Below are 26891 nucleotides of genomic sequence, written 5' to 3'. Positions count from 1 at the left end.
TCCTCTCAGAACGTTTCACCGCCAGCGCGATGGTCGCAGGCGGTGCCTGGGGCCGTCCACACTGTCGATCTCCTCCGTGGGTGGGGTGTCAACGCGGCGAGGCGCCGTCTGGGCCGCGCGCAGCAGGGCTTGATCTGTCAGACACGACCCGGCCCGTACGGTCAGATCTGGTCGACCCGCCAGAGCGTGAGACCGAACGCCGTGGCGACGGGACGCCACCGCTCCACGAAGCGGGTCTTGGCGTCCTGGGCGTCCGCCGACCGGTCGAGACCCGTGGCGTAGTCGTCGTCGCCCGTGACGGGGCCGGTGCAGCCGCCCGCCAGGTACCGCCGGGCCCAGGACAGGAAGGCGGCGTCCGCGTCCGCCGACGCGTCCAGCGCCTCGATCAGCGTCGACTTGAGGTCGTCGCCGCCGGACAGGGACGACACATCGAGCTTCCGGGCCGAGGCGAGTTGCTCGCGGCGGCTGTCGGTGATGGACGCGATCGTGTCGGCGCCGGAGCCGTCACAGCCGCTCACGCTCGCTATCGCGTCGCTCAGTCCCGAGCGCGCGGAGTGGCTGCCCGTCAGGAGGGTGTCGATCGCCTGCGCCTGCCTTCCGGCCTCCTCATCCGAGCCGCCCGCCGTGTCGGTCTCTGTGGCGGTCTCTGTGTCGGTCTCTGTGTCGGTCTCCGGGTCGGGTTCCGTGGCCGCGGGGTCCGGCGTCTCATCGGGTGTCGAGGAGCCCGCCGGCTCCGTCGAGGCGTCCGGGCCGGCCGTGGCGGCCGAGCCCAGCGGCGTGCCCGTGTGCGTCGGTCCGGTGGAGCGCCCGGCGACGAGCCACCACACGAGCGCGAGCGAGAGCAGCGCCGGAGCGACGACCAGCGCGACCTTGGGCCAGCGCCGGTTCCGCAGGCGCCACGGCTCCACGGGCTCTTCCGAAGGCTCCGGCCACGACCCGCCGCCCGGCCCCGCCTCCCACGTCCCCGCCGCGTAGCCGTCTCCCGGTGCCGCGCGTGCGGCCGGATCGTCCCACGCCGCCGGTCGGTCCCATGCCGCACGCTCCTGCGCCGCGTGCGGCGGCGGCCCTTCCCACGTCGCCGATCCCTCCGGGGGGCGCGGCCCTCCCGGCGTCTCCCGGCCCGGCTGCCGTACCGGCTTGGGAGCCCAGTACGGAGAGGTCTCCGGGGACAGCCAGAGCCGGCCTTCCGCGGACGGCTCCGCCGTCGGCGGCCGGGGCGGCTGTGGTTCGGGCAGGGAACGGCCGCATCGCGGGCAGGTGGGGAGGCTCCCCACATCTGCCCCGCAACGGTCACATAGGCGACTGGGCTCAGGATCCCGGTTCACGAGCTCCCCATATCCGGTCGGACAAAATGTGATAAAGCGCGACCTTTTCGGTGAAAGCCGAATCGATTCGCGGGTGGGAAAGGCGGCCGTTTCATAACGACTCTACTCATGGTCGTTTTGCGTTTCCTAGACCCGGCCGCACCCTGGCGACCACGGGGATCTCTTCTCCTCGGGCTGACCCGCGTGTCGCGGGACCGCCGACCCGGCGGTCACGTTCCACGCCAACACGAGACAATTCCCCCCGTGATACGCACGGAGAGGTACACCGCCGCAGGGATGGCACTCGGGGCCGTCGTCGACGCCCTCGTGGGCGACCCCCGCAAGGGACATCCGGTCGCCGTCTTCGGAGGCCGCGTCGCCGCCCTGGAGAACCGGATATACGCCGACTCACGGGCGCGCGGGACGCTGTTCACCGCGATCTGTGTGGGCGCGGTCGCCGGGATCGGGGTCGCCGCGGACCGGCTCACCCGCCGCCGTCCGCTGGCGCGTACCGCCGTCACCGCCGCCGCCACCTGGGCCGTCCTCGGAGGGACCACGCTCGGCCGCGAGGGCGCGCACATGGCCACGTCCCTGGAGTCCGGCGACCTCGCCGCCGCCCGCGCGCGGCTGCCGCACCTGTGCGGGCGGGATCCCTCCCGGCTGGACGCGCCGGAACTGGCGCGAGCCACGGTCGAGTCCGTCGCGGAGAATACCTCCGACGCCACCGTCGCGCCGCTCTTCTGGGGCGCGGTGGCGGGGGTGCCCGGCCTGCTCGCCTACCGGGCGATCAACACGCTCGACGCCATGGTGGGCCATCGCTCCCCGCGCCATGAGCGGTTCGGCTGGGCGTCCGCCCGGCTCGACGACGTGGCCAACCTCGCCCCGGCCCGGCTGACCGGCCTGCTCGCCGTCGCCCTCGCTCCCGTCACTCGCGGGTCGTCCCGCCGGGCGCTGGCCGCGCTGCGGAGGGACGGGCACCGCCACCCGAGCCCCAACTCCGGCCACTGCGAGGCCGCCTTCGCCGGAGCCCTCGGCGTACGGCTCGGCGGTGTGAACGACTACGGCGGGCGGCTCGAAGCGCGGCCCGAGCTGGGGGATGGGCCGCGCCCCGCCGTCCCCGACATCCGCCGTGCCGTACGGCTCGCCCGGGCGGTGTCCTGGACGGCGGCGGCGCTCGCGGTCGGCGCCCGCTGGGCGGCGGGGTCCCGGCGTGGGGCGGGCGCGGGGCGATGACCCCCGGCCGCGACCCGGGGTGATCGGGGCCGGTTGCCGGAACCGCGAAAGGAAGAGATCGCCAGATATCCGATGACGGGTATTTCCTCCGCGCGGCACCGGGAGGACCATTCCGGTCATGACAGCGGTTGTTCTGACCGAAGGACTGACCAAGTTCTACGGGAAACGACGGGGCCTGCAGGACCTCGACCTGGAGATCCAGCCGGGCGAGGTCTTCGGATATCTCGGCCCCAACGGCGCGGGGAAGACGACGACGATCCGGCTGCTCCTCGACGTGATCAGGCCGACGTCGGGCCGGGCCGTCGTCCTCGGCCTCGATCCGCGCGACAGCCGGGCGCGGGCCAGGATCGGCTACCTGCCCGGCGAGCTGGCCGTGGAGGGACGCGAGAAGGCGGGCGCCTATCTCGAGTTCATGGCCGCCGTGCGCGGCGGGCCGCCGCGGCGCCGCATCGAGGAGCTCGCCGAACGGCTGGAGGCCGACCTGTCGGCCCGGATGGGCGAGCTCTCCAAGGGCAACAAGCAGAAGATCGGCCTGATCCAGGCGTTCATGCACGAGCCCGAACTGCTCATCCTCGACGAGCCGACGAGCGGCCTCGACCCCCTCGTCCAGCAGGAGTTCCTCGCCATGGTCCGCGAGGTCAGGCGCGAGGGCCGCAGCGTCCTGATGTCCTCGCACGTCCTGGCCGAGGTCGAGCACGTCTCCGACCGGGTCGGCATCGTCCGCTCCGGCCGCCTGGTCGCGGTCGAGGACGTCGCCGCGCTCAGGGAGCGTGCGGTCAGGAAGGTCGAGCTCCACTTCGACGCGCCGGTCCCCCGGGAGGCGTTCGAGAACCTGCCGGGCGTGCGAGACCTGATCGTCGAGGGCGCGAACCTGCGCTGCACCATCGACGGCCGCCCCGACGCGCTGATCAAGGCGGCGGCGCGGTTCACCGTCGTCCACATGGTCAGCGCGGAGCCCGACCTGGAGGAGATCTTCCTCACCTACTACAGCGAGGAAGAGCACGGCGACGAGGAGGCCGGGCATGTCCGCGCTCGTGCGTAAGACCCTGGGCGACTACCGCAGGGCGCTCATCGGCTGGACCGTCGGGGTCTGCGCGTTCTTCCTGCTCTACCTGTCGATCTACGACAGCATCGCGGCGAACCCGGACTTCTACGAGAAGGCCGCGCTGGCCAAGTATCCGGGCGCGCTCAAGGACCTCATGGGCGGGCTGGCCGACATGACGAGCGGCGCCGGATACCTCCAGGTCATCGCGTACCAGCTCTTCGGCCCCATGATGCTGATCATGTGCGCGGCGGTGCTCGGCAACCGGGCCGTCGCCGGGCCGGAGGAGTCCGGCACGCTGGAGCTGGTCCTCACCCTGCCGATCAGCCGGCGGCGGCTCATCCTCGGCCGGTTCACCGCGCTCGCCCTCGGCCTGCTGGGCGTCGCGCTCGTGAGCTTCCTCCTGATCGCCGTCATGGCGGCCGTCCATGACATGGGCGTGCCGATCGGGCGAATCGCCGCCGCGCACGCCGGGCTGTACCTGCTGGTCCTGTTCTTCGGCACGCTGGCGCTCGCGCTGGGCGCGGTCGCCGGGAGCAGGGCGCTCACCCTGGCGGTCACCGCGGCCTACGCGGTCGGCGGGTACGTCGTCGAGACGCTCGGCAAGAGCGTGGACGCGATCTCCTGGCTCCGCTGGATCTCGCCGTTCCACTACTTCCTGGACGGCAGGCCCGTCTACCAGGGCTGGCCGGCGGGTGACTATCTTGTCCTGCTGGCCGCGACGGCCGTGCTTCTCGCGGTGGCCGTCCTCGCGTTCGACCGGCGTGACGTAGGAGTCTGATGGACGTGCTCGTTCGGGTGAGCGAGGCGACCGGGGTACCCGCCGACCTGCTCGGCGGGTACCTTTCCGCGCTGGCGGCGTCCGTCGCCACCGGCCGGCTCCCCGACCGCTCAGAGACGGACGCGCTCAGGGTGTGCGGCACGCTCGCCGCCGAGCGCGGGGTCCCGCTGCGCGCCCTCGCCGACGCCTGCCTCCTCGCCGCCGAGCTGACGCAGGCGGCGCCGGGGACCGCCGCGATCCTGGGCGCCGTACGGCGCAGCCTCTCGGCCTTCGCCGAGGGGTACGAGGAGGCCCACCTCACCGCCATCGCCAGGGAGGAGCAGGCGCGCCGGGAGTTCGTGGACGACCTGCTCCAGGGCCGGGCCGACGCGCGGCAGGCCGAGCACTTCGGGCTCCGCCTGGCCGAGGCGTACGCCGTGACCGTGGTGCGGGCGGCGGACCCGCTGCCGCCGGACGCCCCCGTGCTCCGGCGGATCGAGCGGGCGCTGGTGGCGAGGTTCGGCTCGCACAACATCCTCGTCGCCGGGCGCGACGGCATGCTGGTCTGCGCCGCGCCCGCCTCGCTGGCGGCGGCGACGGGGGAGTTCACCCACCAGGTACGGTCGTCGCTCGCGGCGTGGCGGGCCGGTGTCGGGCGGCCGCACCACGGGCCGGGCGGCATCGTCACGTCGTACCGGGAGGCGGTCGGCGCGATCGACCTCGGTGAGCGGCTCGGCCTGCGCGCCCAGGTGCTCAAGGCGGCCGACCTGCTCGTCTTCCCCGTTCTGTTGCGCGACCGCGGCGCGATCGTGGACCTGGTCGGCACCGTGCTCGGCCCGCTGGAGGCGGCGCGCGGCGGACCGGAGCCGCTGCTTTCCACCCTGGAGGCCGTGTTCGCGTCCCAGGGGAACCACACGGCCGCCGCGCGCCGGCTCGGCGTCAGCACCCGGGCCGTCACCTACCGGCTGGAGCGGGTGCGCAGGCTCACCGGCTTCTCCCCGGCCGACCCCACCCAGCGGTTCACCCTGGAGACCGCGGTGCTCGGGGCGCGCCTGCTCGACTGGCCGGCGCGTCCCCTCGACGGTCAGGTGGAACCCGACGGGCGGCACGACCCCTTCGGGCTCAGGGGATGAGCAGGAGCTTGCCGGTCGTGCGGCGGGCCTCCAGGTCGTCGTGCGCCCGGCGCGCCTCGGCCAGCGGGTAGCGGCCGGTGATGTGCACCTTGAGCGCCCCCGAGGCGACCCAGCCGAGCAGTTCGCCCGCCCGCCCGAGCAGCTCCTCGCGCGTCGCGACGTAGTGGCCGAGCGTCGGCCGGGTCAGGAACAGCGAGCCGCCCACGTCCAGCCGCTGCGGGTCGAACGGCGGGACCGGGCCGCTGGCCGCGCCGTACAGCGCCATCATGCCGCGCGGGCGCAGCGACGCCAGCGAGCCGTCGAACGTGGACGCGCCGACGCCGTCGTAGACGACGTGGACGCCCGCGCCGGTGATCTCGCGGACCGCCTCGCTGAAGTTCTCGTAGCGCAGCACCTCGTCGGCGCCCGCCTCCCGGGCGAGCTTCTCCTTCGCCTCGCTGGAGACGGTGCCGATCACCCGGGCGCCGAGCAGCTTGGCCATCTGGGTGAGCAGCAGCCCCACGCCGCCGGCCGCCGCGTGGACCAGCACGTCGTCTCCCGGTCGCACCGCGTACACCGAGTGGGTCAGGTAGTGGGCGGTCAGCCCCTGGAGCAGCACGGCGGCCGCGAGTTCGGGCGAGAGGCCCCGGGGGAGCGGCACCGCCAGGTCGGCCGGGATCACCGCGCGCGTGGCGTAACCGCCGAGCGCGTTCGCCCATCCGACGGCGTCGCCCACGACCAGGTCGGTCACGCCCTCCCCGGTCGCGATGACCGTGCCCGCGCCCTCGGAACCGGGGACGAACGGCAGCGGAAGCGGGTAGCGCCCCTGGCGGTGGTAGACGTCGATGAAGTTGACGCCGCTCGCCGCGACCTGGACGAGCACCTCGCCCGGGCCGGGCGCCGGGTCGGGCCGCTCGACGTACTCCAGGACGGAGGAGTCACCCGGGGTGGAGACGACTATGGCACGCATGAAAACTCCCGTTGCGAGACTTCCTTGCTCGTGCCCAACCCCCGCGCGGTCACCCCTTGTTCCCGCCCGCAGAGAAGATCCGGGTCCTACTCGGGCGCTGGGACGGCGCGGTGTAGATCAGCAGCCGCTGGTCGTCGGCCGGTGTGAGCAGCGTCTCCACGTCGAACTCGATCGTCCCGATCCCGGGCCGGTGCATCCTGATCCGGCGGTTCCGGTTGACGCGGACCTCGTGCAGCGCCCACAGCTCGGCGAACTCGTCGCTGCGCGCCAGCAACCGCTGGACCAGGTTCGTCGAGGCGGCGTCGCCGCCGCGCCGGGCGACGGTCACCCGGAGATCGGCGACATGGCGGCGGCTGCCTTGTTCCCACTCCTCGGCGGTGTACGGCTCCCGCAGCCGGGGGTTGGTGAACCAGGCCCACACGATGTTGCGGTCTTCGCCGTCCACCTTGCAGACAGGGTCGAACAGGGCCTCCGCCTTCGCGTTCTGCGTCAGGAGGTATCCGAGATCGCTGACGACCTGGACGGGTGTGTCGCGCAACCGGTCCAGCAGGTGACGCACTCCGGGGCTGATCTCCTCTCCCGCGGGACGGGCGGCGGGCGGCCGATGCCCGGACAACAGGTAGAGATGGTCACGCTCGTCGTCGCCGAGCCGCAGCGCCCGCGCGAGCGCGGCGAGCATCTGGGTCGACGGCTGCGGACTCCGGGCTTGTTCGAGGCGCATGTAGTAGTCGAAGGACATGCCGGACAACTGAGCGATCTCCTCGCGCCGCAGGCCTGGTGTCCGGCGGCGTGGCCCCTCGGGCAGGCCCACGTCCAGCGGACGCAGTCGCCCTCGGGATCGGCGAAGGAAGTCGGCGAGTTCGCCCCGGTTCATGTCGTTCATCAGCAGGCCGAACACGCCGCCCCAGAGCAGGATTCCCGGTCCTAGGGAAAACGCTCCGCTCCTCATCGCCCGTGCGGGGTGGCACCGTCGTCCGTGCCCGAATCCGAACGAACCCAAGGCGGTCGATCATGTCTGTTCCAGCTGTCCCGGCCAGTGCCGCGTCCATCGCGTTCTCCTCGTACGGCGAGCCCGAGGAACTGCGGCTCGTCGACGCACCCGTCCCCCACCCCGGTCACGGCCAGGTGCTGCTGCGGGTTCGCGCCGCCGGGGTCAACCCGGTCGACTGGAAGATCAGAGGGGGCGCGCTGACGGACTTCCTCCCGGTGGATCTCCCACACGTTCCCGGGCTTGAGGCGGCCGGTGTCGTGATGAGCATCGGCGCTGGTGTCAGCTCCTGGTCGGTCGGCGACGAGGTTTTCGGGCCCGCCGTGGGCGCGTACGCCGAGTACGCCCTGGCGGACGCCGACCGGCTCGCGGCCAAGCCCGCCGATCTGGACTGGGAACGGGCGGCCGGCCTGCACATGGTCGCGGAGACGGCCTACCGCGCGCTGGAGTTCCTTGAGGTCGCGGTCGGGGACACCGTACTGATCCACGGGGCGGCGGGCGGCGTCGGCGGCCTCGCCACGCAGTTCGCGATCGCGGCGGGCGCGCACGTGGTCGGAACCGCGAGCGAGGCGAACCACGCCTACCTGCGCACGTTGGGCGCCGTCCCCGTCGAATACGGCGAGGGGCTGTTCGACCGGGTCCGCGAGGTCGTGTCCGGCGGCGTCGACGCCGTGCTGGACACAGCGGGCGGCGGCGTTCTCGCAGGCTCCGTCGAGTTGCTCGGCGGCCCCGAGCGGGTCGTCAGCATCGTGGATCCGGCGGAGGCGGGCCCTCTCGGGGTGCGCTTCACGGGGGGCGATCCCGCGGAGGACCGCACCGCCCCGGCTCTCGCCCGGGCCGTCGCCCTGCACGCGGCGGGCACCCTGTGTCTGCCCATCCGCGCGACATTCCCGCTGGCCGACGCCGCCGCCGCGCACCGCCTGGGCGAGCGGGGGCACGGACGCGGAAAGATCATCCTCGTCCCCTGAACGGTTTCAGGGAGATCGCCGCGGTTCCGACACCAGGACGGGACGGTCGACGAGGGTGACGGTCACGGTGACGCCGGGCGCGAGCCGTACGGAGTCGTGGCCGGGCACGTCGGCCAGCAGCTCCCCACCGTCCGCCAGCTGTACGCGCAGGCGCGCGGTCGAGCCGCGGAAGGAGGAGGCGACCACCGTGGCCGTGCCCTCGGCCGAGGGGGTGACGATCACCGCCTCGGGCCGGACGAGCACCTCGACCGGCCCGTGGGCGGGCGGGCCGTCGACGGGCAGCGTCCGTCCCAGCACCGCGACCCGGTCGCCCGAGGCGGCCCCGGGGACGCGGTTCATGGTGCCGACGAACTCGGCGACGAACGGCGTGGCCGGCCGGTCGTACAACGTGGCCGGGTCGGCGATCTGCTCCAGGCGTCCCGCGCGCAGCACGGCCACCCGGTCGGCGACCGACAGCGCCTCCTCCTGGTCGTGCGTCACGAAGATCGTCGTGATGCCGAGGGAGAGCTGGAGCCGGCGGATCTCCTCGCGGAGCGCGCTCCGGACCTTGGCGTCCAGGGCGGACAGCGGCTCGTCGAGCAGCAGCACCCGCGGTTCGAGCGCGAGCGCCCGGGCCAGCGCCACGCGCTGCTGCTGCCCGCCGGAGAGCTGGTGCGGGTACCGCTCGCCGACGGAGGGGAGGCCGACCAGCTCCAGCAGCTCCTGCGCCCGGGCGTGCCGCCTGGCCGCCGCGACCTTGCGCACGCGCAGGCCGAAGGCCACGTTGTCCCGGGCGTTGAGGTTCGGGAAGAGGCTGTAGGACTGGAACACCATTCCGGCGTCGCGCCGGTTGGCGGGCACGCCGGTGATGTCCCGCCCGTCGATGAGGACCGCTCCCTCGTCGGGGTGCTCGAACCCGGCGACGCACCGCAGAGCGGTGGTCTTGCCGCATCCGGACGGGCCGAGCAGGGCGAGCAGTTCGCCGGGCTCGATGGAGAGATCCAGGCCGTCGAGGGCGACGGTGCCGCCGAAGCGCCGGTGCAGCCCGCGGAGCTCCACCCTGGCTCCGGTGGCGGCCTCCGTGACGGCTTCGCCGGTGGCCCCGGTGACGGGCGTGGTCATGATCGCTTCCTTCCTGCGACGGAGACGACGAGCAGCACCAGCCAGGTGAGCAGCAGGCTGAACAGTGAGACGGCGACCGACACCTGGGCCTGCGATCCGGAGATGTAGACGATCCACACCGGGAACGGCTGGAAGCTGAGCAGCCGCGCGACGGTGAACTCGCCGAGCACCAGCGCCAGCGTGAGGAACGACGCGCCGGCCAGGGCCGAGCGCAGGTTCGGGACGATCACCCGGAACACGACGTGCGGCCAGGAGGCCCCGCAGTTCCGCGCCGCCTCCACCAGCGTGCGCACGTCGATCGCGCGCAGCCCCGCGTCCAGCGAGCGGTGGACGTATGGCAGGGCGAGCACCACGTACGCGAGCACGAGCACCACGGGGAAGTCCGGGTTCTGCAGGGCGATGATCGTCCGGTAGAAGGGGGTCGTGGCCAGGTACTCCGGCCCGAACCGCAGCACGGTGCCGATCCCCGCGACGAACGTGATCGGCGGGACGACGAGCGGCAGCGTGCACACCACCTCCAGGACCGGACGCAGCCGCGGCGCGCCGAGCCGTACGGCCAGCATGGCCGGCAGGGTGAGCAGCAGGACGACCGCGATGGTCGCCACCGCCAGCCCCAGCGACAGCAGCAGGCTGGAGGCGAACCCGGGAGCCGAGAAGATCTGCCCGTAGGCGTCGAGGCTGAAGCCCTGGGGATCGTCCACCGTGAACCAGAACGAGGCGGCCAGCGGAACCAGGAAGTACAGCGCGGCCAGCCCCAGCACGGCCACGCGCCAGGCCCGCGGCCGTTCCCTGCGCGTGGGGGCGGAGGACGCGTCCCCGGCGATCGGGGCCGGGGTCAGCGCAGCCATCGGGCGCTCCTCCGTTGCAGCGGCAGGTAGACGGCCATGACCAGCCCGGCGATCACGATCATGTCGAGGCTGAGCGCGAGGGCCACGTTCTCGTGGCCGATGAGGACGTTGCCGGTCAGCGCGTTGGCGATCTGGAGGGTGACCAGCGGCACCGTCGTGCCGACCATCGCCGCGGCCGTGGCGTAGGCGGCGAAGGCGCTGCCGAACAGGAGCACCACCGCGCCGAGCAGCGACGGCGCGAGCACGGGCACGCCCACGTACCGCCAGTACTGCCAGGCCGAGGCGCCGTTGTTCAGCGCGGCCTCGCGCCACTGTGGCCGCAGGCCGTCCAGGGCGGGCGTGACGACGAGGACGGTCAGCGGGATGGAGAAATACAGGTAGACCAGGGTGAGCCCCCAGAAGTTGTAGAGGCTCCACCCGTGCTCGCCGAGTCCGAGGACGCGGGTGACGACGCCGGAGTTGCCCAGCGTGGCGATCCAGGCGAACGCCAGCGGCACCCCGCCGAAGTTCGCCAGGACGCCCGACGCCGTGAGGACGGCCTCGCGCAGCCGGGAGGCGACCACGGCCTGGGCGAGGAAGACGCCGAGGACCGTGCCGAGCACCGCGACCGTCGCCGACAGCTTCACGCTCCCGATCAGCGCGGTGAGGTAGGCCCCCTGCAGCGACTCGGCCAGGTTCTCACCGGTGAACCGCCCCTGGCGGACGAACGTGCCGCCGAGCAGCACGACCAGCGGCGCGCCGAAGACGACCGCGACGAACGCCAGCAGCGGCGCCGTCGCGATCCATCCTCTCGATCTTCTACGGCTCCGGCCCGGCACCGGGGCGGACGCCGTACTTGCGGGACGGCTCATCCCGAGACCGCGGCGCCCCAGCCGGTGGCGAGGGTCTCCTTGGCCTTGTTGATCTGGGCCTCGCCCGGGAACGTGGGCGTCCCCTCGACCGCGGGGAGCTTGGCCACCGCGGTGGCGTCGGCCGTGCCGTCGGCCTGCATCGCGGGCAGCAGGACCGCGCGGGCGTAGCCCTTGAGGTAGAGGTTCTGGCCCTCGGGGCTGAAGAGGAACTCCTGCCACAGGCGGGCGGCCGCCGGGTGCGGCGCGTCCTTGTTGACGGCCTGCGCGTAGAACTGCGCGTACTTGCCGTCGCCCGGGACGACGACCTTCCAGTCGACCCCCTTGTCCGCGAACTGGTCGGCGTACCCGGCGTTGAGGTAGTCCCAGTCGATGCTGATCGGCGTCTCGCCGTTCTGGACGGTCGCCGGGGTGGACTCGACGGGGTTGAAGTTGCCGGCGGCCTTGAGCTTCTTGAAGAACTCCAGGCCGGGCTGGATGTCGTCGAACGAGCCGCCGTTCGCCAGGGAGGCGGCGTAGACCCCGGCGAAGGCCGCGCCCGCCTTGGTCGGGTCGCCGTTCAGGGCGACCTTGCCCTTGTACTCGGGCTTGAGCAGGTCGGCGTACGTCTGCGGGCAGTTCGCCACCCTCTTGGCGTCGCAGCCGATCGAGACGTAGCCGCCGTAGTCGTTGACCCAGACGCCGTCCGCGGCCTTCTGGCCGTCGGGGATCTTGTCCCACGTCTGCACCTTGTACGGCGCGAACAGGCCTTCCTGTGCGCCGCTGAGCGCGAAGGACTGGCCGAGGTCGAGCACGTCGGGGGCGCGGTCCTGGCCCTTGAGCGTCTTCACCGCGTTGATCTCGTCCGAGCTGGAGCCGTCGGGGTTGTCGCTGGTGATCGTGATGCCGTACTTCTGCGAGAAGGTGTCGAGGAGCTCGCCGTAGTTCGCCCAGTCGCGGGGCAGCGCGATGACGTTGAGCTTGCCTTCCTTCTTGGCGGCCTCCACCAGCTTGTCCATCCCGCCGAAGTCGGCGGCGGAGGTGGCGGTCTTCGCGTCGGGCCCTCCGGAGCCGGACGTGCTCTCGGTGGGGGCGGCTCCGCACGCCGCGCTCAAGGGGATGGCCAGGGAAAGGGCGGCCACGAGGCCGGCGATGCGCGCAGACACGCTTTTGTCTCCCACTGTCGTACGTGGATCGAACGTAGGCGAACTCAATGCAACAAACCAGCCCCAGTTAGCCCTGGGCAGATTGCGCTTTGGTGAACAGAAGGGCCCGAGACGATGGCGCTTTGTGAACGGCTCGCGGCGCGTTCCTCCGACCGAGTTGCGGTCGATCTTCTGAGAACATATGTTCGAAGTAGCACGTAGCGCCCGCCTTCCCCCGGGTGCCGATCATGGGGGGAAGATCCGTCTTGAGCAGACTTTACGGCGATCCGATCGAGGTGTGGGTCAGGGACGGCCGGCCCGCCCAGTTCGTCTGGCGCGACCGTCTCTACGCGATCCGCCAGGTCCAGGATCACTGGGTGGTGGCCCGCGAGTGGTGGAAGACCTCCGACACCGACCCGGGTGAGCGGCGGTTCTGGCGGGTCGAGGCCGGCATGGGCCCCGGCGTCGGGACCTACGAGCTGCGCTTCGACACCGCGAGCCGCGGCTGGCTGCTGCTGAGGGCGTGGGACTGATGGCCTCCTTCGTCCATCTCCACGTGGCCTCGGCCTACTCCCTCCGGTACGGCACGGCCTTCCCGCCCGCCCTGGTCGCGCGCGCGGCGGCCCACGGCATGGACACCCTCGCGCTGACCGACCGCGACGGCCTCTACGGCGTGATCAAGCACATCCAGGCATGCCACGCCGAGGGGCTCGCCCCCATCGCCGGCGTCGACCTGGTCCTGCGCGCCCACGACCATCACACGGCGCGCGGCAGGCGCGCGGGCGTCCACGGCGAGGCCGGGGAGACCCGGGGCGACGGCTCGGCGGGCGACGGCGAGCGGCGGGTCGTCGTCCTGGCCCGCGCGGACGGCTGGGGCCCCCTATGCCGCCTCGTCACCGCCGCCCACCACGCGGGCGAGCGCGGCGAGCCGTACGTGACGCGCGAGATGCTCGCCGAGCACGCGCGCGGGCCCTCGGGCGAGCCCCGGCTGGTGGTGCTGCTCGGGCCCAGGTCCGACGTCGGCCGCGCGGCGGCCGGGCAGCGCGACGAGGAGGCGCGGGCGCTGCTGGCCGCCTGGCGCGCCGCGGTGCCCGACGTCGTGGTCGAGGTGACCGACCATTACGGCTACCGCGATGCGAACGTCGCCGCCCGGATGCTCGGCCTGGCCGACTGGGCGGGCCTTCCCGCCGTGCTGACCAACGCGGCGCGCCACCTCGACCCCGCCGACCACCAGGTCGGCAACGTGCTGGACGCCGCGCGCCGGCTCGCGCCGCTGCACGCCCGGCACCTGGAGCAGTCCTCCCAGGCGTACCTCAAGAGCGGCGAGGAGATGGCCGGGGTGGCGGAGCGGGTCTGCGGCGGCGACCGGAGCCGGATGGCCCGGCTCCTGGCGGAGACGCGCCGCGTGGCGGAGCGGTGCGCGCTCGACCCGGTCGAGATCGTCCCGCTCCTGTCCGACCCGCCGGGCGCGCTGCACCTGCCCGAGATCGGCGGCGACCCGGTCCCGATGCTGCGGAGCCGCTGCGAGGAGGGGCTGCGCCGCCGGGGAATGGAACGGTCGAAAGAGGCCAGGGAGCGGCTCGCCGCCGAGCTGGACATCATCGAGCGGAAGCGGCTGTCCGGCTACTTCGTCGCCGTGGCCGGCATCACCGACATGATCCGCGGCATGGGGGTGCGCTGCGCGATCCGCGGCTCCGGCGCGGGCAGCCTGGTCAACTACCTCGCCGGCATCGGCGAGGTGAACCCCATCGAACACGGCCTGCTCATGGAGCGCTTCCTGTCCGAGGGACGCCGCGGCCTGCCGGACATCGACGTGGACGTCGAGTCCGCGCGCCGGCTCGACTGCTACCGCGCCATCCTCGGCCGGTACGGCGAGGCCCAGGTGGCCTGTGTCTCCATGATGGAGACCTACCGGGCGCGCAGCGCGATCAGGGACGTCGGCTCCGCCATGGGGCTGCCCCCGCACGAGGTCGACGCCATCGCGAAGGCGTTCCCGCACATCCGCGCCAAGCAGATCCGGGCCGCCCTGGCAGACCTCCCCGAGCTGCGCGACAGCGGTCTGAACGACCGGTCGCTGGAGACCGTGTTCCGGCTCGCGGAGAAGCTCGACGGGCTGCCCCGGCACATCGCGCTGCACCCGTGCGGCGTGCTGGTCGGCAACGCGGCGCTGCGCGACCGCACGCCGGTGGAGCGCAGCATGCTCGACTTCCCGATGTCGCAGTTCGACAAGGACGACGTCGAGGAGGCGGGCCTGCTCAAGCTGGACGTGCTCGGCGTGCGGATGCAGTCCGCGATGGCCCACGCGCTGGACGAGATCGAGCGGGTCGACGGCGTGCGGATCGAGCTGGACGCCGTCCCCCGCGACGACACGGACACCTACGACATGATCTGCTCGGGCCGCACGATCGGCTGCTTCCAGATCGAGTCGCCCGGCCAGCGCGAGCTGGTCGCCAAGCTGGAGCCGCGCACGATGCACGACCTGATCGTGGACATCTCGCTGTTCCGGCCGGGCCCGGTCAACTCCGACATGGTCACGCCGTACCTGGAGGCCAGGCACGGTTTCCGGCGGCCGTCGTACGCGCACGAGGAGCTGCACGGGCCGCTGCGGGAGACCCACGGCGTGGTCGTCTTCCACGAGCAGGTGCTGAAGGTCATCGACGTCATGACCGGCTGCGGGCTGTCGGAGGCGGAGAAGGCCCGCCGCGCCCTCGACACGCCGGCGGGCAGGGAGGCGGTCCACGACTGGTTCGTGCCGCTGGCCGGCGAGAGGGGGTTCGACCCCGCCACCGTGGAGAAGGCGTGGAAGGTCCTCGACGCGTTCGGCGCGTTCGGGTTCTGCAAGGCGCACGCGGCGGCGTTCGCGCTGCCGACCTACCAGTCGGCGTGGCTGAAGCGGCACCACACGGCCGCCTTCCTGGCGGGCGTGCTCACCCACGAGCCGGGCATGTACCCGAGCCGGGTGATCCTCGACGAGGCCCGCCGGTGCGGCGTCGGGATCCTGGCCCTGGACGTCAACCGCTCCGGCCGGCACTGGCGGGTCGAGAAGGCCGCCGGCGAGACGGCCGGGCCGCCCCCCGAAGAGCCGTACGGCGAGACGCCGGAGGGCGGGGAGGCGACGGGGGAGTCGCTGACCCTCCGCGTCCGGCCCGGCGACCTGGGCCCGCGGCGGCAGGACGTCGATCTCGGCGGTGGCGCCGACAGCGGTGTCGACGGCGGACCTGACGGGGAGACCGGAGGGTTCGGCCGGGGCTACGCCCTGCGCGTGCCGTTCTCGGCGGTACGCGGCGTCAGCGAGGCCGAGGTCGACCGGATGGTCGCCGGCCAGCCGTACACGTCGGTGGCCGACTTCTGGGATCGGGCCCGCCCGTCCCGGCCGGTCGCGGAGCGGATCGTCGAGGTCGGCGGCCTCGACGCCATGTACGGCCTGCGCCCCGGCGGCCCCCGATGGCGTCCGGGCCGCCTGACCAGGCGTGACCTGATCGCCCAGGTGGGCGCGCTCGACCGTTCGTCGGCGGCCGGTGTGGCGGCCAAGGGCGACACGGCGGCGGTGCAGCTCCCGATGGCGTTCGCCGAGCGGGTCACACCCGGCGAGCTGCCGGAGATGACCGAGGCCGAGGCGGTCGAGGCCGAGCTCGCCGTCCTCGGCATGGACGTCAGCCGGCACGTGATCGGCTTCCACGACGAGCTGCTCGACGCGATCGGCGTCGTCCGGGCGAGAGACCTGCTGCGGCAGCGCAACGGCGCCGAGATCCTGGTCGCCGGGGTCAAGGTGGCGACCCAGACGCCCGCCGTGCGGTCGGGCCAGCGGGTGATCTTCCTCACCCTCGACGACTCCACCGGACCGATCGACCTGACGTTCTTCGAGTCGGTGCAGGCGCACACGGCGGCGACCGTGTTCGGGTCGTGGCTGCTGGTCGCGCGCGGGGTGGTCCGGCGGACCGGCGCACGGGCCGTCTCGCTGCGCGCGCTGAACTGCTGGAACCTCGTCGATCTCGACGAGCTGTGGCGCGCGCCGCCGCCGCGCGGCGGCATCGACGCCGTACGCGCCCTGCTGGACGAGACGCCGGAGTCCGGCGGCGGCGTCGGCGGCCGTCCCATCGAGTACGGCAACGGCTACCGGCTCTCGCCCTACTCCGATATCGGGCCGGCCCCGGGCGTGCGCGACGCCGCGGCTTTCCTGGCCCATCCCGCCGAGCCCCAGCGGCGGCTCTGGCACGCGAGCTCCGGCAGCTCCGGGCCCACCCGCACGCGCGGGCGGTGACGGCTGGCGGCGACCGCCCGCAGGCCGCGGAATCCGGTGATCCGGTGGACGGTCGCGGCGCACAGCGCGGCGGCGACCGCCGCCGTCACCAGTTCGAGCAGCCCCACGCCGGTCAGGTCGGCCGGGCCACGGGTGCGCGGCAGCCGTACCAGGACCAGCCAGATCAGCGCCAGCCAGCTCACCCACCAGCCGACGAGCAGCGGGAGCCAGCGGGAGCGGTTCCCCCGGCCGCGCGCCGCCTCCCGCCAGGCCTGGTCGGCGATGATCGGGGGCGCCACGAGGTTCACGCCCGGCACCAGCCAGGCACCGATCGCGTAGAGACCGGAGGACGCCGGCCGCACCCTCCGCAGCCAGCTCAGATAGGCCACCGCCGCCGTGACCGTGGCCCCGGCGAGCAGCAGCATGAGGACCGCGAACACGGTCACGGCGCCGACCATCTCGCGGGCGGCCGGGTTGTGCGGGTCGCCGCCGATCGCCGCGATCTCGCGGGACAGCCGCCGCCCGCGTACGTGCTCGAAGACCACGAGCGCGGCCATCGCGGCGACCTGCGCGCCGAGGCTCGCGTAGACCGCCACGGCCGACCGGCTCACTTCCGACGAGGCGGACCGCATGTGTTTCTCCCCCCGGCCTCCGTGTCACTTGCCCCTCTCGTATCCCATTGGTACCGGGGCTAATCGGAGTCGATCCGGCGTCCGCCACGGGCCATAGAAAGGTTTGGCACGCGCTTCCCGCCGCTTTGGCCGGGAGATCGATCGTCGCTGGTGAAGGGCGGTCCGGAGAGTTGGGAGCGAAGAGCGACCGCGGCGCGGTCCAGGGGCGCGGTTCTAGGCGCCTGGCCCGCCCCGGGCGAGGGCGCGCGAGGCGAGCGCGCCGAGCATGTCGAGCGCGGCGGCGCGGGCGGCGTCCAGGCGGGCGCTGTCGCCGGTCGCCAGCCACTCGATCAGCAGCCCGCGGTGAACGGCGATCGCCAGCGAGGCGACGGACGCGGCCGGGCCGGGATCGGCGCCGACGGCCGTCAGCTCCCCCGTGATCCGGTCGTGCCAGCGGCCGAAGAGCTCGGTGAGGATCTCCCCCTCGCCGTCGCTGGAGCGCAGCGCGCACGTGTACGCGTCGAGGAACAGCAGCAGGAACGGCCGGGCGGCCGGGGTGGCGGAGTGGGTCCAGAGCGTCGCCAGCACGCCTGCGATGTCGCCGCCCACGGGGGTGGCGTCCCGTACGAGCGCGTCGGCCACGGCGAGATAGCGCGCCCGGCAGCGGCGCAGTGCCTCGGCGATCAGCTCCTCTCGCGATCCGAAGTGGTACAGGAGCGTGCGCGGCGACGCGCCCACCTCGGCCGCCAGGGGACGCAGCGACACCCCGGAGACCCCGTGCTCCAGCAGGTGGTCGCAGCACTTCTCCAGGAGCTCGTCCCGGCGCGTCGGATTCTTCGGTCTGCCCACCCCCAATTTCTACCACGACTGTTTCATATATTCTGTGCCCCATGATGAGATCACCGTGGGCGTTCCCGTTGCTGTCCGGTCTCGGGGTGTGGGTCGCCGCCACCGCCGTGTTCTGGCCGCTCGGCCACGTCGTCGTCCCCGTCGCGGACACCGCCGCGGCCTGGGCGTTCGTCCTGGCACTGGGGGGCGGCTCGCTCCTCCTCGGCGCACTCCTCGGGGACGTGCAGGCGCGGCTGCTCGGGCGGACCGGCCACGACGCGCGCCTGCGCCTCGGTGTCGCGCTCGCCGCCGTCGGCCTGCTCGGCGACGCCGCGCTCATGACGGTGGCCGGCTTCGCCTACCCCGCGCTGGCCGTCGAACGGCAGGCGACGCTGGCCGTCTTCCTGCTCTACGCGTACGGCGCGCTCGCCGTCGGGCCGCTGATCCGGCTGCGGCGCGACGGCTGAGGGGCACGGGGACGTCTGCGAGAAGCGTCTCGCCGTGTTGTGCCGGACCTATCCGAGGACGAGGTCGCGGATGGTGCGCAGCGTCTCCTCGTCGCGCGGCCCCATGACGAGGAGGTTCGTCACCGGGCTCGCCCGCCACGGCTTCAGCCGCTCCCGGATCCGGGAGGGTGGCCCGACCAGCGAGATGCCGTCGGCCAGTTCGTCCGGGATCGCGGCGAACGCCTCCTCCTTGCGCCCGGAGAGATAGAGCGCCTGGATGCGCTCCGCCGCCTCGGCGTACCCCATGCGGCCGATGATGTCGGCGTGGAAGTTGCGCGTCTTCGCGCCCATGCCGCCGATGTACAGCGTGAGCATCATCTTGACGCCGTCCAGAGCGGCCCTGACGTCGTCGGTGACCAGCGTCATGACCATGGCCGCCACGTCGAAGCCCGGCCGCGCCCCCGCGAGCGCCGTGCCGTACATCGTGTCGATCTTGTCGGGGAAGGTGAACAGCGGCAGCCAGCCCTGGGCGATCTCGGCGGCGAGCGCGACGTTCCTCGGGCCCTCCGCGCCGAGGTAGACGGGGATGTCGGCGCGGAGCGGGCGGGTGATCAGCTTCAGCGGCTTGCCGAGGCCGCCGGGCAGCGGCAGCGGATAGTTCGGCCCGTCATTCATAACAGGTTCTTCCCGGCGCCAGATCTTGCGCATGATCTCGACGTACTCGCGGGTCCGGGCCAGCGGGCGGGCGAACGGCCGGCCGTACCAGCCCTCCACGACCTGCGGCCCGGACGCGCCGAGGCCGAGGAGCAGCCGGCCGCCGGTGAGGTGGTCCAGCGTCATCGCGGTCATCGCGGTGGCCGCGGGCGTGCGCGCGGAGATCTGCGCCACGCTCGTGCCGAGCTTGATTCTGCTGGTCCGCGCGCCGTACCAGGCGAGCGGGGTGAACGCGTCGCTCCCGTACGCCTCGGCCGTCCACACCGAGTCGTATCCCAGGCGTTCGGCGGCCTGGACGAGCGCGGTGGCGTCGTCGGCCGTCCGCTGCCAGTAGCCCAGATTCAGTCCCAGTTTCAGGTCCTCGGCCACCCGGTCCTCCTCAGGTCGCGTCTGCGCGTGGAACCTGATTAGAACACGTTCTAGCCCGGATAGGCACGGGCCAGATGCTCGGTGACGGCGGCCGTCGCAGCCTCGGCGTCGCGGTCGCGCACCGCGTCGAGGATGCGGCGGTGGTCGGCCTGCAGATCGGCGGTGTCGCCGAGGCGGAGCACGGCGTCGATGGCGTAGTGCCGTACCGCGTCGCGCAGGGCGCGCATGATCGCGGAGGTGAGCCGGTTGCCGGACGCCGCCGCGAGGGCCATGTGGAAGGCGATGTCGTGCGCGACGAACTCCTCGGGGGTGGCGGCGGCGTCCATCGCGGCGACGGCCTCGGCCATCTCGCCGAGCGCGGCCCCGCCGTCGCCCGCCGCCCGGGCGGCCGCCCATTGCTCGATCATCAGGCGGGTGTCCACGACCTCGCGCATGGTGAGCGTGGACAGGCTCAGGTTGAGCCGGAGCAGCTCGGTGAGCGCGCTGTCCGGCCGCGACGTCAACACCGCCCCGGCGTCCGGGCCCCGCCCGACCTGGGACGACACCACGCCGAGCGTCGCGAGCGCGCGCAGGGCCTCGCGGACCGACGAGCGGCTCACCCGGAGCTCCTCGGCGAGCTGGCGCTCCCCGGGCAGCCGGTCGCCGACGGTGAGCCCGCCGGCGGCGATCCGCTCCTCGATCCGGTCGAGGACCTCCTCGAAGGCCCGCGTCCGGGCGCCCTCCGGGGCGCGCCGGGGCTCCCGGTGACCGTCGACGACGCTCAACGTCCGTCCTCCTCGCCGTGTGGGACCGGCTCCGTGGCCGGGTGTATGGTCAGACCATATTTGGTCAGACCATACATGCGGGAGCCGTACGTGCGGGTCGCCCTGTTCATCACCTGTGTCAACGACACGCTCTTCCCCGGGACGGGGAAGGCGACGGTGACGCTGCTGCGCCGCCTCGGCGTCGACGTCGCGTTCCCCCGGGCGCAGACCTGCTGCGGGCAGATGCACGTCAACACCGGCTATCGCGAGGAGGGCGTACGGCTGGCGCGCCACTTCGCCGAGGTCTTCGGCGGGTACGACGCCGTGGTCGTGCCGTCGGGCTCGTGCGGGGCCATGGTCCGCGAGCAATACCCGCGGCTGGCCCCAGCCGCGACCGGAGAGGTGGTGCCGAAGGTCTACGAGCTCTCCGAGTTCCTGATCGACGTGCTCGGCGTGACCGACGTGGGGGCGTACTTCCCGCACCGGGTGACCTACCACCCCACCTGCCACTCCCTGCGCGGCCTCCACCTCGGCGACCGGCCGCTGCGGCTGCTGCGGAACGTCCGGGGACTGGAGCTCGTGCCGCTTCCCGGCGCCGAGGAGTGCTGCGGCTTCGGGGGGACCTTCGCCGTGAAGAATCCCGCGATATCCGCCGCGATGTGCGCCGACAAGGTCGGGAACGTCATGGCCACGGGGGCGGAGGTCCTGTGCGCCGCCGACAACTCCTGTCTGATGCACATCGGGGGAACGCTGACCCGCCAGAAGACCGGAGTCAAGATCATGCATCTGGCCGAGATCCTCGCCGCGACCGAGGCCGCCGAGGTCACCGCGACGATCGAGAGGTCCGCCCCGTGAGCCGCACCTTCCTCGGCATGCCCGGCCGCGCCCTCGAACGCGGCTTCCCTGCCAACGCGGCCGTGGCCGTACGGGACTCGCAACTGCGGTTCAACCTGCGCAAGGCGACCCGCACGATCCGCGGCAAGCGGGCGGCCGTCGTCGCCGAGCTCCCCGACTGGGAGGGGCTGCGCCAGGCCGGCAAGGCGATCAAGGACCACACGCTGCGCAACCTCGACCGCTACCTGGAGCAGCTCGAAGCCGCGGTCACCGCGGCGGGCGGGCACGTCCACTGGGCCAGGGACGCCGACGAGGCCAACCGCATCGTCGCGGACCTGGTCAGGGCCACCGGCGAGACCGAGGTGGTCAAGGTCAAGTCGATGGCCACCCAGGAGATCGGCCTGAACGAGGCGCTCGCCGCTGAGGGGGTCACCGCGTACGAGACCGACCTGGCCGAGCTGATCGTCCAGCTCGGCGACGACTGGCCCTCGCACATCCTGGTCCCGGCCATCCACCGCAACCGCGCGGAGATCCGCGAGATCTTCCAGGAACGGATGGGCGAGTGGGGCCGGCCCGCGCCGGAGCACCTCACCGACGACCCGCGCGCGCTCGCCGAGGCCGCCCGGCTGCACCTGCGCGAGCGCTTCCTCTCCACCAAGGTCGCGATCTCCGGGGCGAACTTCATGATCGCCGAGACGGGGACCCTGGTCGTGCTGGAGTCCGAGGGCAACGGCCGGATGTGCCTCACCCTGCCCCGGACGCTGATCAGCGTCGTCGGCATCGAGAAGATCCTGCCGACCTGGCGCGACCTGGAGGTCTTCCTCCAGCTCCTGCCCCGGAGCTCGACCGGCGAGCGGATGAACCCCTACACCTCCACCTGGACCGGCGCGACCGAGGGGCAGGAGTTCCATCTCGTCCTGCTCGACAACGGGCGCACCGGCGTCCTCGCCGACGAGGTCGGCCGCCAGGCGCTGCGCTGCATCCGCTGCTCCGCCTGCCTCAACGTCTGCCCGGTGTACGAGCGCGCCGGCGGCCACGCCTACGGATCGGTCTATCCCGGCCCGATCGGGGCGATCCTCACGCCGCAGCTCCGCGGCATGGGATCGGAGCTGGACCGCTCGCTGCCGTACGCATCGTCGCTGTGCGGCGCCTGCTACGAGGTGTGCCCGGTGGCCATCGACATCCCGGAGGTGCTGGTCGACCTGCGGGCCAAGGCGCGGCACCCGCGCGCGGAGCGCCTGGGCATGGCGGCCGCGGGCTGGATATTCAACCGGCCGGAACGGCTCGCGCTGGCGCAGCGGGCGGGCGGGCGGCTGCGCCGGTTCGTGCCGAAGCGGCTGCCCGGCCCGATGTCGGCGTGGACCGACACCCGCGACCTCCCCGACATCCCTCGCGAGTCGTTCCGCGACTGGTGGGACCGCACCGGGGGACGGACGGGAACCGAGCGCCAGGACGGAGGCGCCCGATGAACGCGCGCGACCAGATCCTCGCCCGCATCAGAGGCGCCGTCGCGGGTGCGCCCGACGTGGAGGTGCCCCGCGACTACCGGGGGGCGACCGGTCCCGACGCCGGGACCGCGGAGCCGCGGCCGATCGACCTGCTCGCCGAGCGGCTGCGCGACTACCGGGCGATCGTCCACGTGGTCCCCGAAGCCGAGATCGCCTCCGTGGTGCGGGAGGCGCTCGCCCGCCGTGACGCCGCTCGCCTCGTCGTCCCGGACGGCCTCCCGCCCGCCTGGCTCCGCCCCCGGGAGGCCGAGGCCCTGCCGTACGAGACCGTGGGGGACGACCCCGAACTGAGCGCCGACGACCTCGACCGCGTGGACGGCGTGATCACCGGATGCGCGGTGGCGATCGCGGAGACCGGCACGATCGTCCTCGACGCCGGCACGGGCCAGGGACGCCGCGCGCTGACGCTGCTGCCGGACTACCACCTGTGCGTCGTACGCGCCGACCAGGTCGTGGCGGGGGTGCCGGACGCCGTGGCCCGGCTGGCCCCCGAACGGCCGTTGACCTGGATCAGCGGGCCGTCGGCGACCAGCGACATCGAGCTCGACCGGGTCGAGGGCGTGCACGGCCCGCGCACCCTCGAAGTCGTGATCAGTACCTGAGCACCGCGCCGACGCCGTCGGGAGAGTCGAGTTCCGGCACGAACCAGAGCTCGGCGTCGGTCATCGCGACGGCACGGGCCAGGGCGGCGTCGGCCCGCTCCTCGACCGGCAGGTCCACGCCCAGGTCGTTCAGCTCGCCCGGGTCGGCGGCGAGCTGGGTGCCCTCCGGGCCGATCCACAGCGTGGCGTCGGAGGTCGGGTCGTCCCGCAGCAGCAGCGTCGCCACCCGCCCGTCGCGCAGCACCCGCGCGGTCTCGGCCAGACCCGTCGCGTACGGCCCCGCGTGGTAGGCGTCGAGCAGCGCGGTGTGCCGTTTCCGCTGCCAGACCTCGATGGCGTGGTTCACCTCCGACTGGAACGGCTCGTCGGCGGCCCCCGGGGCGCGGCTGCCGCGCTCGGCCACCACGACCCGGGAGGCCGTGTCCTTGCTGAGAGCGTCCATGATCATGCGGCGGGTCTGCGGCTCGCCCGCCAGCACGATGACCTCCGCGCCGATGCCGTGCGCCTCCTTCTCCATCACCTCGGCCACCGCGACGGCGTTGCGCCGCCAGGTCTCCTCGGCGTCCCGCTCGTACCGGGTCTGCGACCAGCCCCCCTGGCCGGTCTTCTGGATGGGCCACTCGGCGGCGGCCTCGACCGTCAGCTCGCGTTTCCGGCCGCCGCACGAGACGATCACGTCCGCCCCCGCGTGGTCGGCCAGGACCTCCAGGTGCGGCACCGTCTCCCCGCGCTGGGCCAGCATGGGCACCACGTGGGGCAGCGGCGACCAGCGGGCGATCTCGCGCCGCGGCGGCGCGGCCAGGGGTTCGGTCAGCACCACGGACGTCCCTTCGGCGAACACCGCGCGCCCCGGCGCCGCCTGCGTCGGCTCCTTGACCAGCTCGCCGATGGGGGCGCGCACCTCGGGCGGCGCGCCCCGCGCCGTCAGCTCCTCGTCGATCCGCCGCCAGCGCAGCTCGACCGCGGTGGCCGCGTCCTCCGTGATGCGGGCGGTGTCCAGATAGACCGAGACGAAAGGTCCGCGGCGCTCGTACAGATGACGGACTGAGTCCAGTCTCACGAGGTCTCCCCTCACCAGCGGTGGCGCTCGACCCCGAGCCCGAGGGCCTCGGCCACCTCGCCGACATTGTGGAACTTGAGCTCGGGAAGCTGACGGACGGCCTCGATCACGGCGTCGGGAGCGCTCTTCTCCTCGGCGTGGGCCAACAGGTTCTCGCGGTTGGCCGGGTATTCGGCGTCGCTCAGCCACTTGGCCAGGTTGCTGCGGCGCTCGACGTCCGCGGGGGTGATGCCGATCGGGGTTCCCGGCTCGTGCCCCGGCGGCCGGCGGCCCGGCTGCAGGTCCTCCTCGGCCCGTTGCGTCGGCTCCGGCTCCTTCCACTCCTCGGCGTGGGTGGTGCCACCGCCCCGGGTGAGGCCCTCAGTCTCGTGCTTCTGCTCGTCGTCCACCCGGGGGCTGTGCTTGTCGCTGCCGCGTTGGATACTCATGACCTCACCTCCCGAATCCGGGTCATGAGGAGGCCCGTACCCGCCCCGTCCCCCCCAAACATCGCAACCGGAGGGAATCCATGTTCGACGAGCGCCTCATGATCACCACCGAGAGGCTCGTCCTGCGGCCCTTCGGCCCGGGTGACGCCGCGCAGGTATGCGAGATCGTCAAGGAGGGCGGGCAGGTGGGGCTGCCCCCGGGCGCCCCGGGCCACGCGATCGGTGTCGGCGCCTGGCTCTCCCAGGGCGTGCACGAGCTGTGGCGCTCGGGTCAGGGCATCCACCTCGCGATGGAGGCGGGTGGCGTGATCGTCGGCGCCATCAGCCTGTTCAAGGCCCAGTGGGCCGCGGCCACCGCCGAGGTCGGCTACGGCGTCCGCCCCGCCTACCGGGGGCGCGGGTACGCGCCCGAGGCGCTCAAGGGGCTCACCGACCGCATGCTCGGCCCCGGGCCGCTGCGCCGGGTCGAGCTGCGCGCGAACCTGGACAACACCGCCTCGATCAGGGTCGCGGAGAAGGCCGGATTCATCCGTGAGGGGGTGCTGCGCGGCGCCGGCTTCGAGGACGACGGCCCGCACGACCTGGTCGTCTTCGGTCTGCTGCGCGGCGACGGCCGTACGGTCGTCGGACGCAGGCTCGGCGGCGAGCACATCGTCCTGCGGCCGTTCGACCGGCGGGACGCCTTCGACGTGCTCGCCGCGGTGCGGGACGACCCCGAGATCGCCCGCTGGATGCCGTGGGCCGCCGGATACACCCTGGAACGCGCGGTCGAGTGGTGCACCCGCCACGCCCACGCGCCCGGCCTCTCCGGCGCCAACTTCGCCATCGAGCCGCGCGACGGCGGACGGCTCGCGGGCGCGGTCGGCGTCCATCGGGCCGACCGGGAGCGGGGCGACGTCGAGGTGGGCTACTGGATCTCGCCGTGGGCGCGCAGGCGCGGCCACGCCGTCGAGGCGACCCGGCTCGTCACCGCGCACCTGCTCGACCTCGGCTTCGACCGCGTCCAGCTCGTGATCGCGACCGGCAACCACGCGAGCCAGGCGGTGGCGAAACGGGCCGGTTTCGTCCAGGAAGGCATACTGCGGCAGGCGGTTCCGGTGCCCGGCGGACGCTCCGATGCCGTAATGTTCAGTGTGCTCAGAGGGGAAATGTAATGAAATTTCCTATGTCCGGAGCGGCCGCCGGCCGGATGATCGTCTCGCCCGTCTGACCCTTGCCGACGGCACGAGCAGTGCCCATCGTCGGCACGGTCGGCTATCCTCGCGAGCCGGATTACAAATCCGCAGGTCAAGGCATGGGAGATCAGGCAGATGAAACCGCCGCTGCTGCTCATCGGGCACGGGACCCACGATGAGACGGGGGTCGCCGAGTTCGGCAGGTTCGTTCATCGGCTCCGCTGCCGGCTCGATCAGCGCGTCGCCGAGGTCACCGGAGGCTTCATCAACAAGGCCCGGCCGCAGCTCCGCGACTCCATCTCCTCGCTGATCGCGCACGGCCACCACCACCTCATCGCGCTGCCGCTCAGTCTCACCGGCGACCGCGAGGCCCTCGGCGACATCCCCGGCACCATGGCGCTGGAACAGGAGCGCCACCCCACTCTGGAGTTCGACCTCGCCCGGCCGCTCGGCCCCGACCCCCGCATCCTCGAACTGCTCGCCGAGCGGCTCGCCGACGCCCAGGCCGACATGCCCCGCCTCGTCACCGAGGAGATGCCCGAGGACATCGACCCCGCCGAGACGGCCGTCGTCCTGGTCGGCCACGGCGCCGCCGACCCCGCCGTCAACGCCGAGGTCCACCGCGTCTCCCGGCTGTTCTGGGAGACCCACGCCTCCGACATGCTGACCGTCGAGACCGCGTACATGTCGCACAACCGGCCCGGCGTCCCCGGCGGCCTGGAGCGCTGCCGCAGGCTCGGGGCCAAGCGCGTGATCGTCCTGCCGTACCTGCTGTTCGCCGGCGGCGTCCTCGAACGCATCTGGGCCCAGGCCCTGGCGTACGGCGCGAACCACGAGGGCCTGGACATCCGCTGCGCCGAGGTCATCGGCGACTGCGAGGGCCTCGCCGACGTCGTCATCGACCGGTACGAGGAGGCGCTGGCCGGCGCCGCCGACCCAGGCGTGTGGACGGCACGCCGCCGGTTCACCGAGGCCCTGGCCGTCGAGCGGCTGACCAGGGGCGAGCCCGAGTCGGAGATCCCCACCCCCGTCTGA

Annotated in this window: 25 protein-coding genes and 1 pseudogene; 13 read left to right on the top strand and 13 right to left on the bottom strand. The window is 73.0% G+C overall.

What is annotated here, in order from left to right:
* Positions 1–161: 161 nt before the first annotated feature.
* A complete protein-coding gene (locus AWQ68_RS32570; RefSeq protein ID WP_066947984.1) occupies positions 162–908 on the bottom strand; it encodes a hypothetical protein in 747 nt (248 codons plus the stop codon).
* 663 nt (positions 909–1571) lie between these two features.
* Here AWQ68_RS32570 and AWQ68_RS32565 point away from each other — a divergent pair.
* The 4 genes from AWQ68_RS32565 to AWQ68_RS32550 all read left to right on the top strand — a co-directional run bounded on the left by AWQ68_RS32565 (position 1572) and on the right by AWQ68_RS32550 (position 5472).
* Positions 1572–2537 (top strand): cobalamin biosynthesis protein, encoded by a 966-nt coding sequence (locus tag AWQ68_RS32565; RefSeq protein ID WP_281217807.1) that lies wholly within the window; start codon positions 1572–1574, stop codon positions 2535–2537.
* A 118-nt stretch (positions 2538–2655) separates the two neighbouring features.
* Complete coding sequence (locus AWQ68_RS32560) at positions 2656–3579, top strand: ABC transporter ATP-binding protein (protein ID WP_066947979.1); 924 nt, start codon at positions 2656–2658, stop codon at positions 3577–3579.
* Positions 3560–4360: a DUF2705 family protein gene (locus tag AWQ68_RS32555; RefSeq protein ID WP_066947976.1), complete on the top strand. Its 801-nt coding sequence runs from the start codon at positions 3560–3562 to the stop codon at positions 4358–4360. The genes AWQ68_RS32560 and AWQ68_RS32555 overlap by 20 nt, the downstream gene beginning before the upstream one ends.
* Entirely contained in the window at positions 4360–5472 is a 1113-nt protein-coding gene (locus AWQ68_RS32550) for a PucR family transcriptional regulator (protein ID WP_066947973.1), read from the top strand. The genes AWQ68_RS32555 and AWQ68_RS32550 overlap by 1 nt, the downstream gene beginning before the upstream one ends.
* On the opposite strand, the gene AWQ68_RS32545 is transcribed toward AWQ68_RS32550, so the two are convergent.
* Together AWQ68_RS32545 and AWQ68_RS32540 are read right to left on the bottom strand one after the other, a co-directional pair.
* Positions 5462–6421, bottom strand: a complete 960-nt coding sequence (locus AWQ68_RS32545; protein WP_066947970.1) for a quinone oxidoreductase family protein — start codon at positions 6419–6421, stop codon at positions 5462–5464. The genes AWQ68_RS32550 and AWQ68_RS32545 overlap by 11 nt on opposite strands.
* A gap of 49 nt (positions 6422–6470) precedes the next feature.
* On the bottom strand, positions 6471–7319 hold the full coding sequence (locus AWQ68_RS32540; protein WP_218007124.1) for a helix-turn-helix transcriptional regulator: 849 nt from the start codon (positions 7317–7319) through the stop codon (positions 6471–6473).
* A 113-nt stretch (positions 7320–7432) separates the two neighbouring features.
* Between AWQ68_RS32540 and AWQ68_RS32535 the strand changes: the two genes are divergently transcribed.
* Complete coding sequence (locus AWQ68_RS32535) at positions 7433–8377, top strand: NADP-dependent oxidoreductase (protein WP_066947967.1); 945 nt, start codon at positions 7433–7435, stop codon at positions 8375–8377.
* Positions 8378–8383: 6 nt separating this feature from the next.
* On the opposite strand, the gene AWQ68_RS32530 is transcribed toward AWQ68_RS32535, so the two are convergent.
* From AWQ68_RS32530 to AWQ68_RS32515, 4 genes are read right to left on the bottom strand one after another with little or no spacing between them, the layout of a single operon-like run.
* Entirely contained in the window at positions 8384–9478 is a 1095-nt protein-coding gene (locus tag AWQ68_RS32530) for an ABC transporter ATP-binding protein (protein WP_066947964.1), read from the bottom strand.
* Positions 9475–10326: an ABC transporter permease gene (locus AWQ68_RS32525; RefSeq protein WP_084464638.1), complete on the bottom strand. Its 852-nt coding sequence runs from the start codon at positions 10324–10326 to the stop codon at positions 9475–9477. The genes AWQ68_RS32530 and AWQ68_RS32525 overlap by 4 nt, the downstream gene beginning before the upstream one ends.
* Positions 10314–11177, bottom strand: a complete 864-nt coding sequence (locus AWQ68_RS32520) for an ABC transporter permease (RefSeq protein WP_066947961.1) — start codon at positions 11175–11177, stop codon at positions 10314–10316. The genes AWQ68_RS32525 and AWQ68_RS32520 overlap by 13 nt, the downstream gene beginning before the upstream one ends.
* Positions 11174–12319 (bottom strand): ABC transporter substrate-binding protein, encoded by a 1146-nt coding sequence (locus tag AWQ68_RS32515; protein ID WP_218007123.1) that lies wholly within the window; start codon positions 12317–12319, stop codon positions 11174–11176. The genes AWQ68_RS32520 and AWQ68_RS32515 overlap by 4 nt, the downstream gene beginning before the upstream one ends.
* Positions 12320–12564: 245 nt before the next feature.
* Here AWQ68_RS32515 and AWQ68_RS32510 point away from each other — a divergent pair, with 245 nt between their 5' ends.
* Together AWQ68_RS32510 and AWQ68_RS32505 are read left to right on the top strand one after the other, a co-directional pair.
* On the top strand, positions 12565–12831 hold the full coding sequence (locus tag AWQ68_RS32510; protein WP_084464637.1) for a DUF6504 family protein: 267 nt from the start codon (positions 12565–12567) through the stop codon (positions 12829–12831).
* Positions 12831–16559, top strand: a complete 3729-nt coding sequence (locus AWQ68_RS32505) for a DNA polymerase III subunit alpha (protein ID WP_066947955.1) — start codon at positions 12831–12833, stop codon at positions 16557–16559. Before AWQ68_RS32510 ends, AWQ68_RS32505 begins: the two co-directional genes overlap by 1 nt.
* 47 nt (positions 16560–16606) lie before the next feature.
* Here the strand turns inward: AWQ68_RS32505 and AWQ68_RS45385 are convergent.
* Together AWQ68_RS45385 and AWQ68_RS32500 are read right to left on the bottom strand one after the other, a co-directional pair.
* Positions 16607–16996 (bottom strand): annotated as a pseudogene (locus AWQ68_RS45385) (DUF4328 domain-containing protein); the annotation flags it as partial.
* 387 nt (positions 16997–17383) lie between these two features.
* Positions 17384–17998, bottom strand: a complete 615-nt coding sequence (locus AWQ68_RS32500; RefSeq protein ID WP_066947953.1) for a TetR/AcrR family transcriptional regulator — start codon at positions 17996–17998, stop codon at positions 17384–17386.
* A gap of 41 nt (positions 17999–18039) precedes the next feature.
* Here AWQ68_RS32500 and AWQ68_RS32495 point away from each other — a divergent pair, with 41 nt between their 5' ends.
* Positions 18040–18444: a hypothetical protein gene (locus AWQ68_RS32495; RefSeq protein ID WP_157546022.1), complete on the top strand. Its 405-nt coding sequence runs from the start codon at positions 18040–18042 to the stop codon at positions 18442–18444.
* A 48-nt stretch (positions 18445–18492) separates the two neighbouring features.
* Here the strand turns inward: AWQ68_RS32495 and AWQ68_RS32490 are convergent, their stop codons facing one another.
* Both AWQ68_RS32490 and AWQ68_RS32485 read right to left on the bottom strand, forming a co-directional pair.
* On the bottom strand, positions 18493–19506 hold the full coding sequence (locus AWQ68_RS32490; protein WP_066947947.1) for an LLM class F420-dependent oxidoreductase: 1014 nt from the start codon (positions 19504–19506) through the stop codon (positions 18493–18495).
* A 50-nt stretch (positions 19507–19556) separates the two neighbouring features.
* A complete protein-coding gene (locus AWQ68_RS32485; RefSeq protein ID WP_066947944.1) occupies positions 19557–20270 on the bottom strand; it encodes a FadR/GntR family transcriptional regulator in 714 nt (237 codons plus the stop codon).
* Between the two features lie 90 nt (positions 20271–20360).
* Between AWQ68_RS32485 and AWQ68_RS32480 the strand changes: the two genes are divergently transcribed.
* Genes AWQ68_RS32480 through AWQ68_RS32470 form a run of 3 tightly spaced genes read left to right on the top strand, consistent with a single transcriptional unit; the run spans position 20361 to position 23193 of the window.
* Positions 20361–21104, top strand: a complete 744-nt coding sequence (locus AWQ68_RS32480; RefSeq protein ID WP_066948065.1) for a (Fe-S)-binding protein — start codon at positions 20361–20363, stop codon at positions 21102–21104.
* Positions 21101–22552 carry a lactate utilization protein B gene (locus AWQ68_RS32475; RefSeq protein WP_066947942.1) on the top strand — a complete coding sequence of 484 codons (1452 nt, stop codon included), beginning with the start codon at positions 21101–21103 and terminating at the stop codon, positions 22550–22552. Before AWQ68_RS32480 ends, AWQ68_RS32475 begins: the two co-directional genes overlap by 4 nt.
* Positions 22549–23193, top strand: coding sequence for a LutC/YkgG family protein (locus tag AWQ68_RS32470; protein WP_066947939.1), 645 nt, complete (start codon positions 22549–22551; stop codon positions 23191–23193). The genes AWQ68_RS32475 and AWQ68_RS32470 overlap by 4 nt, the downstream gene beginning before the upstream one ends.
* Here AWQ68_RS32470 and AWQ68_RS32465 read toward each other — a convergent pair.
* Positions 23183–24253 carry a baeRF2 domain-containing protein gene (locus tag AWQ68_RS32465; RefSeq protein WP_066947936.1) on the bottom strand — a complete coding sequence of 357 codons (1071 nt, stop codon included), beginning with the start codon at positions 24251–24253 and terminating at the stop codon, positions 23183–23185. The two genes, AWQ68_RS32470 and AWQ68_RS32465, sit on opposite strands and share 11 nt — an antisense overlap.
* Positions 24254–24264: 11 nt before the next feature.
* A complete protein-coding gene (locus AWQ68_RS32460; RefSeq protein ID WP_066947934.1) occupies positions 24265–24681 on the bottom strand; it encodes a DUF2795 domain-containing protein in 417 nt (138 codons plus the stop codon).
* 80 nt (positions 24682–24761) lie between these two features.
* On the opposite strand from AWQ68_RS32460, the gene AWQ68_RS41475 reads away from it, so the two are divergent.
* Both AWQ68_RS41475 and AWQ68_RS32450 read left to right on the top strand, forming a co-directional pair.
* On the top strand, positions 24762–25835 hold the full coding sequence (locus AWQ68_RS41475) for a GNAT family N-acetyltransferase (RefSeq protein ID WP_084464635.1): 1074 nt from the start codon (positions 24762–24764) through the stop codon (positions 25833–25835).
* A gap of 156 nt (positions 25836–25991) precedes the next feature.
* Positions 25992–26891 carry a sirohydrochlorin chelatase gene (locus tag AWQ68_RS32450; protein ID WP_084464634.1) on the top strand — a complete coding sequence of 300 codons (900 nt, stop codon included), beginning with the start codon at positions 25992–25994 and terminating at the stop codon, positions 26889–26891.

The sequence above is a fragment of the Microtetraspora fusca genome (assembly GCF_001570365.1).
GTDB lineage: Bacteria > Actinomycetota > Actinomycetes > Streptosporangiales > Streptosporangiaceae > Microtetraspora > Microtetraspora fusca.
This window is presented reverse-complemented; position numbering and strand designations above follow the sequence as displayed.

What these genes read in the sequence shown, in the direction of transcription:
- AWQ68_RS32560 (WP_066947979.1), top strand. Translation starts at nt 2,656, where the DNA reads ATGACAGCGGTTGTTCTGACCGAAGGACTGACCAAGTTCTACGGGAAA.
- AWQ68_RS32555 (WP_066947976.1), top strand. Translation starts at nt 3,560, where the DNA reads ATGTCCGCGCTCGTGCGTAAGACCCTGGGCGACTACCGCAGGGCGCTC.
- AWQ68_RS32550 (WP_066947973.1), top strand. Translation starts at nt 4,360, where the DNA reads ATGGACGTGCTCGTTCGGGTGAGCGAGGCGACCGGGGTACCCGCCGAC.
- AWQ68_RS32545 (WP_066947970.1), bottom strand. Translation starts at nt 6,421, where the DNA reads ATGCGTGCCATAGTCGTCTCCACCCCGGGTGACTCCTCCGTCCTGGAG.
- AWQ68_RS32535 (WP_066947967.1), top strand. Translation starts at nt 7,433, where the DNA reads ATGTCTGTTCCAGCTGTCCCGGCCAGTGCCGCGTCCATCGCGTTCTCC.
- AWQ68_RS32530 (WP_066947964.1), bottom strand. Translation starts at nt 9,478, where the DNA reads ATGACCACGCCCGTCACCGGGGCCACCGGCGAAGCCGTCACGGAGGCC.
- AWQ68_RS32525 (WP_084464638.1), bottom strand. Translation starts at nt 10,326, where the DNA reads ATGGCTGCGCTGACCCCGGCCCCGATCGCCGGGGACGCGTCCTCCGCC.
- AWQ68_RS32520 (WP_066947961.1), bottom strand. Translation starts at nt 11,177, where the DNA reads ATGAGCCGTCCCGCAAGTACGGCGTCCGCCCCGGTGCCGGGCCGGAGC.
- AWQ68_RS32505 (WP_066947955.1), top strand. Translation starts at nt 12,831, where the DNA reads ATGGCCTCCTTCGTCCATCTCCACGTGGCCTCGGCCTACTCCCTCCGG.
- AWQ68_RS32495 (WP_157546022.1), top strand. Translation starts at nt 18,040, where the DNA reads ATGATGAGATCACCGTGGGCGTTCCCGTTGCTGTCCGGTCTCGGGGTG.
- AWQ68_RS32470 (WP_066947939.1), top strand. Translation starts at nt 22,549, where the DNA reads ATGAACGCGCGCGACCAGATCCTCGCCCGCATCAGAGGCGCCGTCGCG.
- AWQ68_RS32460 (WP_066947934.1), bottom strand. Translation starts at nt 24,681, where the DNA reads ATGAGTATCCAACGCGGCAGCGACAAGCACAGCCCCCGGGTGGACGAC.
- AWQ68_RS41475 (WP_084464635.1), top strand. Translation starts at nt 24,762, where the DNA reads ATGTTCGACGAGCGCCTCATGATCACCACCGAGAGGCTCGTCCTGCGG.
- AWQ68_RS32450 (WP_084464634.1), top strand. Translation starts at nt 25,992, where the DNA reads ATGAAACCGCCGCTGCTGCTCATCGGGCACGGGACCCACGATGAGACG.